The sequence below is a fragment of the Streptomyces sp. NPDC006733 genome, from assembly GCF_040636125.1.
In the GTDB taxonomy this organism is placed as follows: Bacteria; Actinomycetota; Actinomycetes; order Streptomycetales; family Streptomycetaceae; genus Actinacidiphila.
Map to the genome: position 1 here is coordinate 52,529 of NZ_JBEYJD010000005.1, position 15,567 is coordinate 68,095.

Genomic DNA, 15,567 nt, shown 5'->3' on the forward strand with positions numbered 1-15,567 from the left:
AGGAGAACCGGGTGCGGGGCGAGGCCCCGCACCCGGCCTTTCAAGTGCCTAGTAGCACTCGTGCACGCCGGGCTTGACCGACATGCTGAGGCCCTTCAGCTTGAAGGTGCCCGCGCTGGTCGCCCAGGCGGTCTGCTTCACCTTGGTCAGGGTGGCCGTGCGGGCCTCCTGGGCGAAGCTGTTCGGCAGGGCGGGAGCGCCCTGGCCGGACGTCTGCGCCGGACCCTGGGCCTTGTTCGTCGACCCGGCCGCGACACCGATGTTGATGTCCTCGAAGACAGCGTCGGCGTCGAGCTGGTTCAGGTCGATGTAGAGGTTGTCGGCCTCGACCCGCTGATCCTTGTTGTCGCCGTTGTCGCCCTTCATGCCCGCGTTGAGGTTCAGCGAGACGCTGCCGAAGCCGGGGACCGGCACGACGACGGACTGGCACATCTTGGTGATGTAGGCCTTCTTGAAGCCCGAGACGGCGACCGCCTCAGGGGCACCCCCGCCGGAGTGGGCGTCAAGACCGCCGTACTGAACGAAGCCCTCGCCGTCGAGACGCTCGGCGGAGACCTTGAAACTCTGGCCGGACACCGCGAACGACGCGGCGAGCGCGCCCTGGGCGAGCGCCATGCCGATCACTGCCGTGGCAGCAACACTCGGCACCATGACTACGGCGAACCGCTTCCACTTGGTGCCGCCTCTAACGACCGACTCCATGACTTTCCTCCTGATCGGACGTACACATCCGGCCGGATACGGAGATCCGGGGCCGGGATGGGGAGAAGAGCTACGTCCTCGGGAAAGGGAGCGCCGTCACCGAAGGCCGGTCCGCGGGTATGCGGACGGCACAGTCCGATTCATCAGCGATCACCCCCGAGCGACAACCACTGGCCACGCTCTCGCGCAACCTGCTGGACAGGCCCTGCTGGGTGGGCAGAGACCCCCCTGTCCGAAAGCGGCGGCAGGTGCGCCGTCCGCTTCCACTCGGTGGGGACCCTCCCCCGGCTTCCGCCGAGGGTCGCCCCCTGCCGTGCCGACTGGCTGTCGGATGGTCGGGGGTACAGGACCGAGCTTGGCCGATGGTGGTCCATTCCCAGCCGTCGCACAAGAGGTCTCGTTACTAGCGAGTAACGGAAGCATGACGGGGGCGCGATCATCGAGCGCCGCGATATCACGCAGCGTAGTTGCGACGAGGGTGTGAATGTCCGGCAAAGAGGAAGATTGCCGCACGAAAGGGTTTCGATCTTTCACCCGACGTGACAGCGACCGCACTTCATCACGATTGCGTAAAGTGCGGTCGCCGAATCCCGGAATCGGCCGGGGTCAGAACAGCACGCGTGCCAGTGCTACACGCGCAGTGACCACGCGGGGGTCCTCGGAGCCGATGACGTCGAAGAGTTCCAGCAGGCGCAACCGCGCCGCGTCCCGGTCGTCACCGGCCGTACGCCGCACGGTGTCCACGAGCCGCCCGAAGGCGTCCTCGACATGTCCGCCGACGAGGTCGAGATCCGCGGCGGCCAGCTGGGCGGGCACGTCGGCGGGGTTGTCGGCGGCGGCCTTGCGGACCGCCTGCGGGTCGGCGTCCTGCACCCGCTGCAGCAACTCGGCCTGGGCCAGGCCGAGCTTGGCCTCGGCGTTGGCCGGCTCGGTCGCCAGCACGTTCCGGTACGCCTGGACGGCGCCGCCCAGGTCGCCCGCGTCCAGCGCGTCGTGCGCGGCGGACAGCGCCAGCTCCTGCGGGGTCGCGGGCCGCGGCTCGGGGGCGGCGGCCGGAGCGGCCGCGCCTGCCTCGACGGGGGTGCCGACGATGCCGAAGCGCTGCTCGCCCACGGCGATCAGCTGGTCCAGCACCTCGCGGATCTGGGCGTCGGCGGCCGCGCCCTGGAAGAGCGGCATCGCCTGGCCGGCGAGCACCGCGAAGACGGCCGGCACGCCCTGGGCGCCGAACTGCTGGAACAGCAGCTGGTTGGCGTAGACGTCCGCGCGGGCGAGGAGGAAGCGGCCGGCGTATTCGCCGGCCAGTCGCTCCAGCGTCTCGTTGAGCTGCTTGCTCTGCTCGGCCTGTTCGGCCCAGAAGCTGATGACGACCGGGACCTCGGAGGAGCGCTGCAGGACAGCGCTCTCGAAAGTCTCCTCGGTGACATCGATGACGAGCGGGGAGGCGGCGGAAGGGGCGGGGGCGCCGGCGTCCTGCCGTTGGGCCCTGGCCTGCTCGGCCTTCGCCTTGGCCTCACCGGCCGCCTTCAGCGCGGCGAGGTCGACCACGCCGCTCATGGACATGTTCCGTGGCTGCATGAGGTCAATCCTCCCCCCTCGTCGTAAAAAAGTGTGAACGGCCCCCGGCCACTCCGCCGGATCGCGGAGAGCCGGGAGCGTCCCCAGCTGTTCAAGAGTGCCCTTCTCGGCGTGGGTCCCCACCTGCGCCAGTGGTCATCGCTCTTTCGCTACGAGTCGTAGCGTAACTGCTGGATGTCCAATCCCCGCAAGCGTCAACCCCGTCGAGGGGCGTGATCTGGGTCACGGTGCGGCCGCGGGCCCCCCGACGTACTGGCCGGTATGGTCCCAGCCATGCACAACGGCACTTCAGCGAAGAAGACCGGCCGCCCCCGCAGCGCCGACGCCGACCACGCGATCCTGGAGGCCACCAGGGCCGCCCTGGTCGAGCTGGGCTGGGGCAAGCTGACGATGGGCGACGTCGCCACCCGGGCGGGCGTCGCCAAGACGACGCTCTACCGCCGCTGGGCGGGCAAGAACGAGCTGGTCGTCGACGCGGTCGCGGTGCTCTTCGACGAGCTGGAGCTGCCCGACCGGGGCAGCCTGCAGGCCGACATCGAGGACGTGGTGCTGCAGTTCGCGGCGCTGCTGGCGCTGCCGGAGGCGAGGACGGCCCTGATGGCCGTGGTCGCCGAGTCCACCTCCGACGACGCGCTGCGGCAGCGCATCCGCGAGGCCATCGTGGACCGCCAGAAGCGCCTGGTGGTCCAGGGCCGCCGCCGCGCCCAGGAGCGCGGCGAACTCCCCCCGGACGAGCCCCAGGACCCCGACGGCCCGGACGCCACGACCCAGATCGACCTCATCTTCGACGTCATCGCCGGCGCGGTCGTCCACCGCACCCTGGTCAGCGGCGAACCGGCGGACCCCGCCTGGGCCCGCACCTTCACCACCCTGCTCCTGGGCGGCCTGTCAGCCATCCGCTGACGCGGGCTCCTCCGCGAACGCGTCGAACTCCCCCGCCTTGACGCCCTTCACGAACGCCTCCCACTTCGCGGGGCTGGTGACGGCCACGATCTCCGGCTCGTCCGTCTCGCGGATGTAGATCATCCCGTCGTCCCCGACAGTCGCCTCAAGTGCCATGGCCTGCGCCTTCCGATGGAGCGGTAACGAAGCGCCATCGTCACCCGAGCACGCGAGCGCACGCAACGGCGCGCGGCCGTCGCGTGCGCTCAGGAGTCGGTGTCCTTGGGGTGCCGGGTCGCGGCGTGGACGAGGTGCACGGTCCGCCGCGCCTCGTCGACGAGGTAGCGCACCCGCCCGCCGGCTGTCACCTCGTACTCCCACTGCGGATAGGAACGCCCGCCGAGGACGCCGAGAGCGAGCCGGCCGCGCAACCGGTGCTGCCGGTCCACGTCGGCCGGCGACAGGGGGTCGCGCCGCAACGCCTCGAAGCAGCGCCGGGTGTTGCCCGGCGCCTCCGCTCCCAGCTCGCCCCAGCCCTTCGCCGCCTCATTGGTGGCGAACCTGACCCGCCACTCCTCACCGACCGGCGGCGGTGCGACATCGTCGCCGCGCTTGGGACTCACGGGGCCGTCACCTCGCCGTGGTCCTCGTCCGGGAGGGCGCGGGTGAGCTGCGCGGCCAGTGCGGGGTCGGCCAGGACGCGGGCCGTGGCCCGCCATTCCACTATGGTCCGGTGCAGATTCGCGTGCACATCCAGGTCCGCGGCGTCACGCGCGCCGTTCACCAGATCGCCGACGAACTCCCGCAGTTCCTCGGTGGACAGGTGGCGCACCCAGGGGAAGACCGACGGGAGCGCGAGTTGTATCACCCGCACCCCGTCGCCGCTGTCCAGCAGCGCCGCGAAGAGACGGGCGGTGACATCCGCCGTCTCTTCGCGCTGCTGATCATGGCCTGCGGTCGTCAGGTACAGGTCCTCGCCGTCGCGACGGGTGACGTGGACCTTGTGCGCCCTGTCCACCACGTCCGCGACACGCTTGGAGTTCTTCGACAACTCGGAGAATGAAACGGTAGGTGTGGACATGTCCGGATGGTACTTCGGAACGTATTCCGAAGTCCACCGCGAACTTGAGCGTCAGAAGCGGGCCGGCTCCGTGTACGTGCCCCATTCCTCGCGGAGGACGTTGCAGATCTCGCCGAGGGTGGCTTCGGCGCGGGCCGCGTCGAGCATCGGGGCGATCATGTTGGAGCCGTCGCGGGCCGCGGCCAGCATGGCGGCGAGGGCGGCCTGGACGGCGCTGTCGTCGCGGGCCGCCTTGCGGGCGGCCAGGACGCGGACCTGCTCGCGCTCGACCTCATGGCTGACCCGCAGGATCTCCAGGTCGCCGGTGACCGAGCCGTGGTGGCAGTTGACGCCCACGACGCGCTTCTCGCCCTTCTCCAGGGCGCGCTGGTACTGGAAGGCCGACTCCGCCGTCTCGCCGGTGAAGTAGCCGTCCTCGATGCCGCGCAGGATGCCGCTGGTGATGGGGCCCACCGCGTGGTTGCCGCTGGGGACCGCCTTCGCGCCCAGCGCCCGGATCTTGTCGAAGATCTTCTCGGCGTCGGCCTCGATCCGGTCGGTGAGGGCCTCGACGTACCAGGAGCCGCCGAGGGGGTCCGCGACGTTCGCGACGCCGGTCTCCTCCATCAGCACCTGCTGGGTGCGCAGCGCGATCTCCGCGGCCTGCTCGCTCGGCAGCGCCAGCGTCTCGTCCAGCGCGTTGGTGTGCAGCGAGTTGGTGCCGCCCAGGACGGCGGCCAGCGCCTCCACGGCGGTGCGCACGACGTTGTTGTACGGCTGCTGGGCCGTGAGCGAGACGCCCGCGGTCTGGGTGTGGAAGCGCAGCCACTGCGCCTTGTCGGTCTTCGCGCCGTACTCGTCGCGCATCCAGCGCGCCCAGATGCGGCGGGCGGCGCGGAACTTGGCGATCTCCTCGAAGAAGTCGAGGTGCGCGTCGAAGAAGAACGACAGGCCGGGGGCGAACGCGTCCACGTCCATCCCGCGTGACAGGCCCAGCTCCACGTACCCGAACCCGTCGGCGAGGGTGTACGCCAGCTCCTGCGCGGCCGTGGCCCCGGCCTCGCGGATGTGGTAGCCGGAGACGGAGAGCGGCTTGTACGCGGGGATGCCCGTCGCGCAGTGCTCCATGAGGTCGCCGATCAGGCGCAGATGGGGCTCGGGAGCGAAGAGCCACTCCTTCTGCGCGATGTACTCCTTGAAGATGTCGGTCTGCAGCGTGCCGTTGAGCAGGGCCGGGTCGACGCCTTGCCGCTCGGCGGCGACCAGGTACATACAGAAGACCGGGACGGCCGGGCCGGAGATCGTCATCGAGGTGGTGACGTCGCCGAGCGGGATGCCCGCGAAGAGCACCTCCATGTCGGCGGCCGAGTCGATGGCGACGCCGCAGTGGCCGACCTCGCCCAGCGCCATGGAGTCGTCGGAGTCGCGGCCCATCAGGGTCGGCATGTCGAAGGCGACGGAGAGGCCGCCGCCGCCGGCCTCCAGGATCATCTTGTAGCGCTCGTTCGTCTGCTCGGCGTTGCCGAACCCGGCGAACTGCCGGATCGTCCACGTACGGCCCCGGTAGCCGGTCGGGTGCAGGCCGCGGGTGAACGGGTACTCGCCGGGCCAGCCGATCCGCTCGAAGCCGTCCACGGTGTCGCCCGGGGCGGGCCCGTAGACGGGCTCGACCGGGTCCCCGGAGAGCGTGGTGAAGTCCGCGTCCCGCTTACGAGCCGCGTCGTACCGGGCCTGCCAGCGCTGGCGGCCCTCTTCGATGCCTTCGGCGTCCATACCCTCGAATTTACTAGGACGTCCTAGTAAATGTCGATGGCAAACCGCCCACCCCTTGCGGGACAGGCGGTGCGTTGCGTCACGTGCCGCGCGTCACGCGCCCTCGCGTCACGCGCAGAACGGCCCGCGTCACGCCTGGGCGGGCTCGCCGTCCGCCGGGACGACCAGCGGGGCCACCTCACGCGTCACGTTGCGCTCGACGAAGAAGGCGGCGGTCGGGATCGTGCCCGCGAGCAGCACCCAGCCGAGCTTCGGCAGTCCCCACTTCGCCTTGTTGCCCAGGTCGAACGCGAAGATCACGTAGATGATGTAGAGAACGCCGTGGATCTGGGAGATGACGAGGGTCAGGTCCTGTCCCTTGTCGAACCCGTACTTGACGACCATGGCGGCGCACAGCACCAGCAGCATGACGGCGGTGACGTAGGCCATGACCCGGTAGCGGGTCAGCACACTCTGCTTCATGCATCGAGCCTAACCGGTGCTTTTCGGCGGCTTCACCGGGCCCTGCCGCCCGTCCTCGAAGTCCCCCGCCGCTATCCGCAGCGGGCGCAGCGACGCGAAGAGCTCCTCGCACTCCTCCGCGTCGTAGACGCCGAGGCCGAAGTCCATCGCCATCAGGTCCCGGGTGGCCGCGTCGACCACCTCGCGGCCCTTGTCGGTGATGGAGGCGAGGGTGCCGCGGCCGTCGTTGGGGTTGGGGCGCTTGGCGACCAGGCCGGAGCCGACGAGGCGGTCCACGGTGTTGGTGACCGACGTGGGGTGCACCATCAGCCGCTCGCCGATCTTCGACATCGGCAGCTCGCCCGCCTTGCTGAACGTCAGCAGCACCAGCGCCTCGTAGCGCGCGAAGGTCAGCCCGTACGGCTTGACCACGGCGTCCACCTGGCCCAGCAGGATCTGCTGGGCCCGCATGATCGAGGTGATGGCGCCCATCGACGGGACGCGTCCCCAGCGCTGGGTCCACAGCTCGTCGGCGCGCGCGATGGGGTCGAAGGGAAGGCTCAGGGGCTTCGGCACGCCGCTGAGCCTACCCGTCGGTCACATAGTGGGAGGGGCTGTCTCGTCCATCGGAACCCGGCTCCCCGGGGGAGCGGATTCCGACGGATCGGGACGCCGGATCAGGACAGGGCGCTGAGCTTCGCCCACGCCTCCGGGGAGAGGTTCCACTCGCCGTACCCGTTGCCCTTGTCGACGGTCGCACGGGTCGAACCGGTGACCTCGACGACGTCACCGCGGACGGCCTTGTCGAAGAACCACTTGGCGTCCGCGTCCGACATCCCGACGCAGCCGTGGCTGGTGTTCTCCTTGCCCATCTTGGCGTCGTTCCACGGGGCGGCGTGGACGAAGGTGCCCGACGTGGTCAGGTGCACCGCCATCTTGACGTCCTTGTCGTAGAAGTCCGCCGCGTCCTTGTTGGTGGCGATGCCGACCGACGAGGACGTCATGTGGATCGTCGACTGCTTGCTGATCACGGTCATCCGGCCGTTCCAGGTCGGGAAGTCCGGCTTGCCGGCCGAGATGTTGATGACCTTGACGGTCCTCCCGTCCTCGGTGACCGTCATCTTCTTGGCCTTGATGTCGACCTTGGAGACCCGGGCGGTGCCGATGGTGAAGGTGGAGGTGACGTCGCGGCGCAGGTAGCGGCCGTTGCCGGTGTCGAGGCCGCTGAGCTTGGCCGTCATCGTGACCTTGGTGCCCTTGGTCCAGTACGTGGTGGGGCGCCAGTCGACGCGCTGGGTGCCGGTCAGCGGGTCGGTGATCCAGCCCCAGCTGCCCTGCACGGCGGGCGTCGTCGTCACGGACAGCTGCTTCTCGACAGCCGCGCGGTTGGTGACCGGCTTGTCGAAGGCGATGGAGACGGGCTGGCCGACGCCCACCACCGCGTTGCCGAGCGGCGTGACGGTGACGCCGTTGGTCTTGGTCGCGGCCAGCGTGGTGAAGGTGCTGGTCTGCTCCTTCTGCGCGCCGGACTTGTCGGCCGCGGTGGCCTTGACCGTGTAGGCGGTGCCGGGGGTCATCGTGCGGTCGGACTGCCAGGTGTGCTTGGCGGCGTCCAGCTTGCCGGTGACCTCGACCGGCTCGACACCGTCGGTGCTCTTGGCCGCGGCGGTCACGGTCACGGCGCCGATGGTGCCCTCGGTCAGGGACACCTTCACCGGGCTGCCCGGGTCCACCCCGGTCTTGCCGTTGGCGGGCGAGAAGGTGACCGGCACGGCCGCGGGGGCGCCCTTGTCACCCCCCTTGCCGTCGTCACCGCCCTTGGCGCCGTTGTCACCGCCACCGCCGCCGCAGGCGGTCAGGGCGACGGCCAGCAGCGCCGGCACGGCCAGGGCTCGTAGGCGGGCGAAGGAAACACGGGACGTACGTATCGGTGTCACGGGAGATGTCCTCATCAGCAGCGGTCAGAAGAATGGGGAAGGACGTAGTTCGACGGCGGGAGCTCCAGGTCGGGCGATCCGGACGTGCCGCCGGACGTGCCGCCGGACGCGGACGACGGGCCCCCGCCCGCCGGGCTGCCCCCGGCGAATTCGGTGGAGGGGGAAGTGGTGGGGGTGGCGGGAGCGGATCCCGGGGCGGAGGGGGCGAGCCGGTCGAGGGACCGGAACATGCACAGCACCGGGGTCCCGTCGAGGTAGGGCGTGTTCACGCCCATGATCACCGGTGTGACCACCTGGAGCAGCGACACGTAACGGCCCTTGGTCGCCAGCCAGACCTGGCTCATCCACCCGTCCTTCTTCGTTACCCCGTAGAGGCGCAGCACCGTTTCCGTGGTCAACGCCTCCTTCCCTGAAGAGGTGAGCCCGCATGCGCCCAATTCGTCGCTTATGCGGTTCCGTTCCGTGGTGGCCGCGCCCTCGCTGCCGAGGGCGCGGACGGAGTAGCGCGCGCTGCTGGTCTCGTTCCCCAGATAAAAACGGACACTCGCCGCGGCCGGATCGTACAGCGCGGCCCCGCACTCCATCAGCGGCAGTTTCGCCGCGGTGGCCGCCGCGGTCGTGCGCCAGTGCCAGACCGAGTCCCAGGGCAGGGCGGTCGGCCGGAGCAGCTCGCCCGCCAGGTTGTCCGTCGGCAGCGGGTCGGGCGAGGACGAACCGCCGACCATCGGCGTCTGCGCGCCGTTCTCCAGCCGGGGCACGACCAGCCAGGAGCCCACGGCCACCGCGGCCGCGGCCACCACGGCCACCGCGCCCATCCGGCGCCGGGCACGGCGGCGCTCCCCACGCCTGCGGACGTCCGCGGGGGCGGCGAGGACGATCAGCGGCTCGGTGTCGCGAGCCAGGTCCCGCAGGCGGTCGTCGAGCGGGTCAGCCATGGAGGGGCACCTCCTCTTCCTCGGTCAGCCGGACGCCCAGCGCCTTGCGTGCGCGGCTGAGCCGGGTGCGTACGGCCGCGTTGGACACGCCGGTCTCCCGGGCGACCTCCTCGACCGGCAGGTCCATCAAATGGTGCAGCACGACGGCCGTCCGCTGCTCCTCCCCCAGCTCCCGCAGGGCCGCGACGAGAGCGACCCGGTCCGGTGCCAGGGCAGGCGCGTCGGCCGGCACGCCGTACTTGAAGTGTGCCCGCACGCGGTTGCGTGTCTTGCGCCACGTGCTCACCGCCAGCCGCAGGGCCACCGTCCGCACCCAGGGCGTCGGGTCCCCCTCGGCGGTGAGCTTCGCCCACCGCTGCCAGGCGCGGGCATACGCCTCCTGCACGGCGTCCTCGGCCTCGCCAAGGTCGCCGGTGACCGCGTACACCGCGGCGACCAGGCGTTTCGCGGTGACCGCGTAGAACTCGTCGAAGTCGTCCTGCGGCGTCGCGTGCGGACTCACACCCACCCCGGGGGTGTGTGCGCCGTACGGATGTTCAATGTCCCTCCCGCTACCTACACGCTCAGCGGGCCCGAAAGGTGACAAGGAAATCAGGAAAACTTTCCGGCGGCTGAACTCTCAGCGGCCGGGCAGCCGCCGCAGCACCGGGGCGGCGAGCGACCGCACCTCGGTCAGCCGCAGCGGCCCCGCCAGGGCCAGCAGGGAGCAGATGAGCGCGGCGCCGCCGAGCAGCAGCCCGGCGCAGTCCCCGGCGAAGCCGGTGCCGAGCAGCCGCTCGCTGCCCTGCGCGATCCCGTACGCGGCGGCCGCGCCCGGCAGGCACGCGACGGCCAGCCGGACGTGCGCGCCCAGGACGGCCGGCCGCCACCGCAGCCGCCGGCGCAGCACCCACGTGGTGCACGCCAGTCCGGCACAGCAGGCGATCGCGTAGCCGCCCGCCATGCCGGCCACGGCCCAGCGGGCGGGCAGCACCGCGTACGAGACGAGGGCGAGGCCGGCGTTGACGGCGGCGATCACGACGTTGAGGAAGAAGGGCGTACGGGTGTCGCCGAGCGCGTAGAAGCCGCGGGCCAGCAGGTACTGCCCGGCGAAGGCGGGCAGTCCGAGGGCGAACGCCATCAGGATCCAGGCGATGGCCTGGGCGTCCGCGTCGGTGGTGCGGCCGTGCTGGAAGACCACGCCGGTGATCTGCGGGCCGAGCGCCAGGAAGGCCGCGACCGCCGGCACGATCGCGGCGGCCGAGCCGCGCAGCCCGTACGAGAGGTCGGCGCCGATCCGCGCGTGGTCGCCGTCGGTGGCGGCCCGGCTCATCCGCGGCAGCAGGGCCGTGACCAGGGAGACGGTGATGATCCCCTGCGGGACGACCCACAGCAGGTAGGCGTTGCTGTAGGCGGCGAAGCCGACGCCCACCGCGCTCCCGCCGGCCAGCGCGTGGGCGCCGGCGGAGGTGGCGAGCCGGGTGACGACCCAGTACGCGATCTGGTTGACGAAGACCAGCAGCAGCGTCCAGCCGGCGGCCCGCATGGGGTGCACGAGCCCGGAGCCGCGCCAGTCGAACCGCGGCCGCCAGCGGAACCCGGCGCCGCGCAGCGCCGGGACCAGCGCCAGGGCCTGCACGGCGATGCCCGCGGTGGAGCCGAGCCCCAGCAGCAGCGCGTCGGCGCCGCTCATCGTGCCGGCGGCGGTGGTGTCGTGCGCGACCGCGAGGTACAGGCCGAAGACCGCGATGACGACGACGTTGTTCAGCACCGGCGACCACATCATGGCGCCGAACCGGTCGCGGGCGGTGAGGATCTGGCCGAGCAGGGTGAAGACGCCGTAGAAGAGGATCTGCGGCAGGCAGTACCGGGCGAGCGCGATCGTCAGGTCGCGCTGGGCGGCGGTGAAGTCCGGCCCGTACGCGCTGACCAGCCAGGGCGCGGCCAGCGCGGCACCGGCCGTGATCACCAGCAGGGCGACCAGGCAGACGGTGAGCAGGCGGTCGGTGTAGGCGGCGCCGCCGTCGCTGTGCTCCTTGGCGGCACGCACCAGTTGCGGGACGAACACCGAGTTCAGCGCCCCGCCGATGAGCATGATGTACAGGATGTTCGGGACGGTGTTCGCGACGCTGAACGCGTCACCGAGCAGGGTGGTGCCGAGCGCGGCGGTGATGATGCCGCTCCGCACGAACCCGGTGGCGCGCGAGGCGAGCGAGCCCAGCGCCATGACGCTGCCGCTGCGCTTGAGCGAGGCGGCGGAGTCGGCCCCGGTGGCGGTGCCGGTCCCGGCGGCGGGCGCGTCCGGCGGTGCCGGCCGTTCCGCGGCAGGGGGGAGAACGGCCTCCGGCGGGAGGGGTCCGCCGTAGGGGGCGCCGCGCACCGCGTCCCGACCGGGATCGCCGGTCCCCGCGTCACTGCCCACTGCTGATGTCACCCGTTGTGCTCCCCGGCCGGGCGCGGCCGGTGGCCGCGCAGAGGCCGAAGTCTGCCCGTCGCGCGCCCCCTTGGGAAACCGGTGCGCGCTGTCGCGAACATCTCTGTCACATCCGGGCCCCGTGGGGCGTGAGAGAGGTGAGCGGGCCGCCAGGCCCACCGCACCGCGGAGGACGAGCCTTGACGATGACCACCCACCAGGACTCCGCCCACGACGTCTTCCCCGGCCCGGCGCCCCGTCTCGTGCTGCGCCCCGTCACGGAGGCCGAGCACCTGGAGTTCGTGCGGCGGCGGGGCCCGCGCGCGGTCAGCTTCCTGCAGAGCCCCTCGTGGGCCCGGGTCAAACCGGGCTGGTCGGCGGAGAGCCTGGGCTGGTTCGACGGCACCGGCGCGATGGTCGGCTCGGCGCTGGCCCTGTACCGGCAACTGCCCGGCACCCGGAGATCGTTCGCGTACCTCCCGGAGGGCCCGGTGCTGGACTGGTCGGCGCCGGACCTGGAGCGCCGGCTGGACCCGCTCCTCGACCACCTGCGCGGCACCGGCGCCTTCGCCGTCCGGATGGGCCCGCCGCTGCCGTACCGGCGGTGGTCGGCGCGCACCCTGAAGGAGGCGGTGGCGCCCGGCCGCCGGATGGGCGACGTCCTGCCGGACCTGGTGGACCCGCTGGGCGCCGCGGTCGCGGACCGGCTGCGCGAGGCGGGCTGGCGGCGCGGCGGGGAGGACGGCTACAACGGCGACGCCCAGCCCCGGCTGATCTTCGAGGTGCCGCTGGCCGGCCGCGGCCTGGACGACCTGTGGACCGGGCTGAACCAGGAGTGGCGGCGGAACGTGAAGAAGGCCGCGAAGGCGGGGGTGGAGACCGCCGTCGCGGGCGAGGAGGAGCTGGCGGCCTTCCACGAGCTGCTGGAGGTCACCGAGCGGCGCGACGGCTTCCGGCTCGGGCGCGACCTGGCCTACTACCGGCGCCAGTACGAGGTGCTGAACGCCGAACGGCCGGGCGCCATGCGGCTGTACACCGCCCGCCACGGCGGCGAGATCCTCGCCGCGCACACCCTGCTCGTCTCCCCGGACGGCTCCCGCGTCTGGTACCAGACGGGCGCCTCCGCGGACCACCGCCGCGAGGTGCGACCGAGCAACGCGCTGCAGTGGCGGATGCTGTGCGACGCGCACGTGCTGGGCGCGTCCGTGTACGACATGCGGGGCGTACCGGACAGCCTGGATCCCGACGCGCGCTCGTTCGGCCTGCTGCGCTGGAAGCTCGGTACGGGCGGCGAGGCGGTGGAGACGCTCGGGGAGTGGGAGCTGCCGCTGCAGGGCGCGGTCAACAAGACCCTGCACCGGGCGATGCACGCCTACCTGGCCCGGCGCTGAGCGCGGGTTGCGGCGCGGAGACGGCGGCACGGGCGGCGGCACGGTCGCGGCGGCACGGTCGCCGCGGCCGGCACCGGGCCGGCGCGGTGTTACGCGCGTCGACCAGCGGCGAAGGGGTGTCCTTCAGGCCGTCCCCACAGCGCTGCGGCCGGTGGCCGCCACCGAGCGCAGCACCAGCAGCGTGCTCACCAGACCGAGGATCCCGGCGCCGGAGATGACGGCGTACGGCGGGGCCACCTCGGCCACCGCGCCGCCGATCGTCATGCCGAGCCCCTGCAGCGTCATCATGCCCGCGCCCAGCAGGGACATCGCCTGGCCGCGCATCTCCTCCGGCACCGCCTCGACGAACCACTTGTCCATGCCCAGCGCGTAGGCGGAGCAGAGCCCGACCACCAGCATGATGCCGATGGCCACCGGCAGCGGCGGGTGGAAGGCGAAGAGCACCATCGGCACCAGGGCCAGGCCGGCGAGCGGCATCGCGATCCAGGTGCGGGCCGCCGGTGACAGCAGCGTGCCGGCCGCCAGCTCGCTGACCACCGTCCCGGCCGGCATCGCCGCCAGCAGGAGGCCGACCCCCGCGGAGCCGGCGCCGGCCGCGGCGGCGAACGGCGTCGCCAGGCCTTCGGCCACCGCGAAGAACATCGGCGGGATCCACCACCACAGCAGCAGCGCCCGGATCCTGCGGTGGCTCAGCAGCTGGCGGGCGCCGAGCAGCGACTGCCGCATCATCGAGCCGTTGCCGATGACCCGCGCGGGCCGGTCCAGGGTGCCCAGGCGCAGCAGCGCGGCCGAGCAGAGGAAGGTCCCCACGGCCACGGTGAGCGCGGCACGCGGCGACAGCACCACCAGCACCAGGCCGCCGACGCCGAACCCGACGATCTGGGCGCTCTGCGAGACGATCCTGAGCAGCGAACGCCCCAGGACGTAGACGTCGCCCTCCAGGATGTCGGCGAGGCTCGCGGCCCGCGTCCCCTGGAAGAGCGGCGTGATCATCGCGAGGACCGCCCGCAGCAGGAAGAGCACCGCCAGCGGCGTGAACGGCAGCGCCAGCACCGCGACGCAGGCCGCGCAGAGCAGGTCGCACGTCACGAGCACCCGGCGGGCCGGGTACCGGTCGGAGACGCCGGAGAGCAGCACGCCGCTGAGCGCGTACGGCAGCATGCCGAGCGCGAAGATCAGGGACGTCAGCAACGGGGACCCGGTGCGCTCGAAGACCAGCACCGCCAGCGCCACCTCGGCGAAGAAGCTGCCGAACATGGACAGCACGTGGGCGGCGAAGATCGGCCGGAACTCACGGACCGCGAACACCGTGCGATATCCGGCGGCCTGCGGTTCGACGGGATCGGCCGTCGTCCCCGCTGTCCCGTCGCACGTCGGCTCGTCACTTTTCTGAAGTCCCGAGTCTGAGTTTTCCGTTGTCATGGACGCAGACTGGCGGACATCGGGACTTGGCTTCTACTGTTTCGGCTGAAAACGAAACTTGGGGTCTGTCATGCCGTTCCACATGCATTTCGTCGCCGAGGACCTGCTGTCCTCCCGGTTCGCGATCTCCCCGCTCTGGGAGACGCAGGAGGCGATCCGCACCCTGCGGACACCGTCCCGCCAGGGGTACCACCTGCCGTGGTTGCGGCAGGTCAGGACGGTGGCCCGGACGTTCGACCTCAGCCCGTTCGAGCTGGTGATGCCGCGGCGCGGCCACAACCCCGACTTCCTGTGCCCACCGCCCGACGGCGTCTTCGCGACCATCGACGAGGAGCTGGCCCGGGTCCGCGGCACCGACCCGGAGGTGGCCCGCGCCGACCTGGTCAGGGCGCTGGCGGTGACGCCGGGCGCCGCCGAGACCGAGCGGGCGCGGGCGCTGCTCGACGATCCGGCGCGGACGGTCGACGATCTCGCGGAGCTGATGGCCCGGGTCTGGGACACGCTCCTCGCCCCGTTCTGGCCCCGGATGCGCGCGGTGCTGGAGGCCGACGTCGCCTTCCACTCGCGCCGGCTGGCCGACGGCGGCCCGGAGCGGCTCTTCGCCGACCTGCACCCCAAGGTGAGCTGGGCCGACGGCACGCTGACGGTGGACCGGCGGCCCGACCACGTGCGGACCCTCGACGGCGCGGGGCTGCTGCTGGTGCCGAGCGTCTTCGTGCGGCCGGACGTGGTGAGCGGGTTCGACCCGCCCTGGCAGCCGACGCTGGTCTATCCGGCGCGCGGCACCGCCACCTTGTGGACCGTCCCCGGCCCCGCGTCCCCCGAGCCGCTGATCCGGCTGCTGGGGCCCAACCGGGCGGCGATCCTGACCAACCTCGACGCGCCCGCGACGACCAGCGCGCTCGCCCGCCGCCACGACCTGGCGCTGTCGTCCGTCTCCGACCACCTGTCGGTCCTGCGCGAGGCGGGCCTGCTCACCTCGCACCGCGAGGGCCACCGGGTGCTGTACGAACGGACGCCGCTCGGCCTCACCCTCGCCACCGGCGGGGGCTGA

16 protein-coding genes are annotated in these 15,567 nt (G+C 71.9%); 3 read left to right on the forward strand and 13 right to left on the reverse strand.

The window, feature by feature from the left end:
* Positions 1 to 48 precede the first annotated feature (48 nt).
* Together ABZ721_RS06710 and ABZ721_RS06715 are read right to left on the reverse strand one after the other, a co-directional pair.
* Positions 49 to 702, reverse strand: a complete 654-nt coding sequence (locus ABZ721_RS06710) for a DUF6230 family protein (protein WP_358787507.1) — start codon at positions 700 to 702, stop codon at positions 49 to 51.
* 606 nt (positions 703 to 1,308) lie between these two features.
* On the reverse strand, positions 1,309 to 2,280 hold the full coding sequence (locus ABZ721_RS06715; RefSeq protein WP_358787508.1) for a tetratricopeptide repeat protein: 972 nt from the start codon (positions 2,278 to 2,280) through the stop codon (positions 1,309 to 1,311).
* Positions 2,281 to 2,553: 273 nt separating this feature from the next.
* Between ABZ721_RS06715 and ABZ721_RS06720 the strand changes: the two genes are divergently transcribed.
* Positions 2,554 to 3,183: a TetR/AcrR family transcriptional regulator gene (locus ABZ721_RS06720; protein ID WP_358787509.1), complete on the forward strand. Its 630-nt coding sequence runs from the start codon at positions 2,554 to 2,556 to the stop codon at positions 3,181 to 3,183.
* On the opposite strand, the gene ABZ721_RS06725 is transcribed toward ABZ721_RS06720, so the two are convergent.
* From ABZ721_RS06725 to murJ, 10 genes are all read right to left on the reverse strand, one after another.
* On the reverse strand, positions 3,169 to 3,339 hold the full coding sequence (locus tag ABZ721_RS06725) for a DUF397 domain-containing protein (protein ID WP_358787510.1): 171 nt from the start codon (positions 3,337 to 3,339) through the stop codon (positions 3,169 to 3,171). The two genes, ABZ721_RS06720 and ABZ721_RS06725, sit on opposite strands and share 15 nt — an antisense overlap.
* 89 nt (positions 3,340 to 3,428) lie before the next feature.
* On the reverse strand, positions 3,429 to 3,785 hold the full coding sequence (locus tag ABZ721_RS06730; protein ID WP_358787511.1) for a hypothetical protein: 357 nt from the start codon (positions 3,783 to 3,785) through the stop codon (positions 3,429 to 3,431).
* A complete protein-coding gene (locus ABZ721_RS06735; RefSeq protein WP_358787512.1) occupies positions 3,782 to 4,243 on the reverse strand; it encodes a prevent-host-death family protein in 462 nt (153 codons plus the stop codon). The genes ABZ721_RS06730 and ABZ721_RS06735 overlap by 4 nt, the downstream gene beginning before the upstream one ends.
* A gap of 51 nt (positions 4,244 to 4,294) precedes the next feature.
* Entirely contained in the window at positions 4,295 to 5,995 is a 1,701-nt protein-coding gene (locus tag ABZ721_RS06740; protein WP_358787513.1) for a methylmalonyl-CoA mutase family protein, read from the reverse strand.
* A gap of 129 nt (positions 5,996 to 6,124) precedes the next feature.
* The gene (locus tag ABZ721_RS06745; protein ID WP_358787514.1) at positions 6,125 to 6,457 is read right to left on the reverse strand and encodes a DUF3817 domain-containing protein; all 333 of its coding nucleotides are present in this window, start codon (positions 6,455 to 6,457) and stop codon (positions 6,125 to 6,127) included.
* A 9-nt stretch (positions 6,458 to 6,466) separates the two neighbouring features.
* Positions 6,467 to 7,012 (reverse strand): MarR family transcriptional regulator, encoded by a 546-nt coding sequence (locus ABZ721_RS06750; RefSeq protein ID WP_358787515.1) that lies wholly within the window; start codon positions 7,010 to 7,012, stop codon positions 6,467 to 6,469.
* 101 nt (positions 7,013 to 7,113) lie between these two features.
* A complete protein-coding gene (locus tag ABZ721_RS06755; RefSeq protein WP_358787516.1) occupies positions 7,114 to 8,373 on the reverse strand; it encodes an Ig-like domain-containing protein in 1,260 nt (419 codons plus the stop codon).
* A gap of 14 nt (positions 8,374 to 8,387) precedes the next feature.
* Positions 8,388 to 9,308, reverse strand: a complete 921-nt coding sequence (locus ABZ721_RS06760; RefSeq protein ID WP_358787517.1) for a hypothetical protein — start codon at positions 9,306 to 9,308, stop codon at positions 8,388 to 8,390.
* Positions 9,301 to 9,810: a SigE family RNA polymerase sigma factor gene (locus tag ABZ721_RS06765; RefSeq protein WP_358787518.1), complete on the reverse strand. Its 510-nt coding sequence runs from the start codon at positions 9,808 to 9,810 to the stop codon at positions 9,301 to 9,303. Before ABZ721_RS06765 ends, ABZ721_RS06760 begins: the two co-directional genes overlap by 8 nt.
* A gap of 117 nt (positions 9,811 to 9,927) precedes the next feature.
* Positions 9,928 to 11,721, reverse strand: coding sequence for a murein biosynthesis integral membrane protein MurJ (gene murJ, locus ABZ721_RS06770; protein WP_358787519.1), 1,794 nt, complete (start codon positions 11,719 to 11,721; stop codon positions 9,928 to 9,930).
* Positions 11,722 to 11,906: 185 nt separating this feature from the next.
* Between murJ and ABZ721_RS06775 the strand changes: the two genes are divergently transcribed.
* On the forward strand, positions 11,907 to 13,091 hold the full coding sequence (locus ABZ721_RS06775) for a peptidoglycan bridge formation glycyltransferase FemA/FemB family protein (RefSeq protein WP_358787520.1): 1,185 nt from the start codon (positions 11,907 to 11,909) through the stop codon (positions 13,089 to 13,091).
* A gap of 123 nt (positions 13,092 to 13,214) precedes the next feature.
* Here ABZ721_RS06775 and ABZ721_RS06780 read toward each other — a convergent pair whose 3' ends face one another.
* A complete protein-coding gene (locus ABZ721_RS06780) occupies positions 13,215 to 14,399 on the reverse strand; it encodes an MFS transporter (protein ID WP_358787521.1) in 1,185 nt (394 codons plus the stop codon).
* Between the two features lie 184 nt (positions 14,400 to 14,583).
* On the opposite strand from ABZ721_RS06780, the gene ABZ721_RS06785 reads away from it, so the two are divergent.
* Positions 14,584 to 15,567, forward strand: a complete 984-nt coding sequence (locus ABZ721_RS06785; RefSeq protein WP_358787522.1) for a DUF5937 family protein — start codon at positions 14,584 to 14,586, stop codon at positions 15,565 to 15,567.

What these genes read in the sequence shown, in the direction of transcription:
- ABZ721_RS06740 (WP_358787513.1), bottom strand. Translation starts at nt 5,995, where the DNA reads ATGGACGCCGAAGGCATCGAAGAGGGCCGCCAGCGCTGGCAGGCCCGG.
- ABZ721_RS06735 (WP_358787512.1), bottom strand. Translation starts at nt 4,243, where the DNA reads ATGTCCACACCTACCGTTTCATTCTCCGAGTTGTCGAAGAACTCCAAG.
- ABZ721_RS06745 (WP_358787514.1), bottom strand. Translation starts at nt 6,457, where the DNA reads ATGAAGCAGAGTGTGCTGACCCGCTACCGGGTCATGGCCTACGTCACC.
- ABZ721_RS06720 (WP_358787509.1), top strand. Translation starts at nt 2,554, where the DNA reads ATGCACAACGGCACTTCAGCGAAGAAGACCGGCCGCCCCCGCAGCGCC.
- ABZ721_RS06725 (WP_358787510.1), bottom strand. Translation starts at nt 3,339, where the DNA reads ATGGCACTTGAGGCGACTGTCGGGGACGACGGGATGATCTACATCCGC.
- ABZ721_RS06715 (WP_358787508.1), bottom strand. Translation starts at nt 2,280, where the DNA reads ATGCAGCCACGGAACATGTCCATGAGCGGCGTGGTCGACCTCGCCGCG.
- ABZ721_RS06710 (WP_358787507.1), bottom strand. Translation starts at nt 702, where the DNA reads ATGGAGTCGGTCGTTAGAGGCGGCACCAAGTGGAAGCGGTTCGCCGTA.
- ABZ721_RS06775 (WP_358787520.1), top strand. Translation starts at nt 11,907, where the DNA reads ATGACCACCCACCAGGACTCCGCCCACGACGTCTTCCCCGGCCCGGCG.
- ABZ721_RS06760 (WP_358787517.1), bottom strand. Translation starts at nt 9,308, where the DNA reads ATGGCTGACCCGCTCGACGACCGCCTGCGGGACCTGGCTCGCGACACC.
- ABZ721_RS06785 (WP_358787522.1), top strand. Translation starts at nt 14,584, where the DNA reads ATGCCGTTCCACATGCATTTCGTCGCCGAGGACCTGCTGTCCTCCCGG.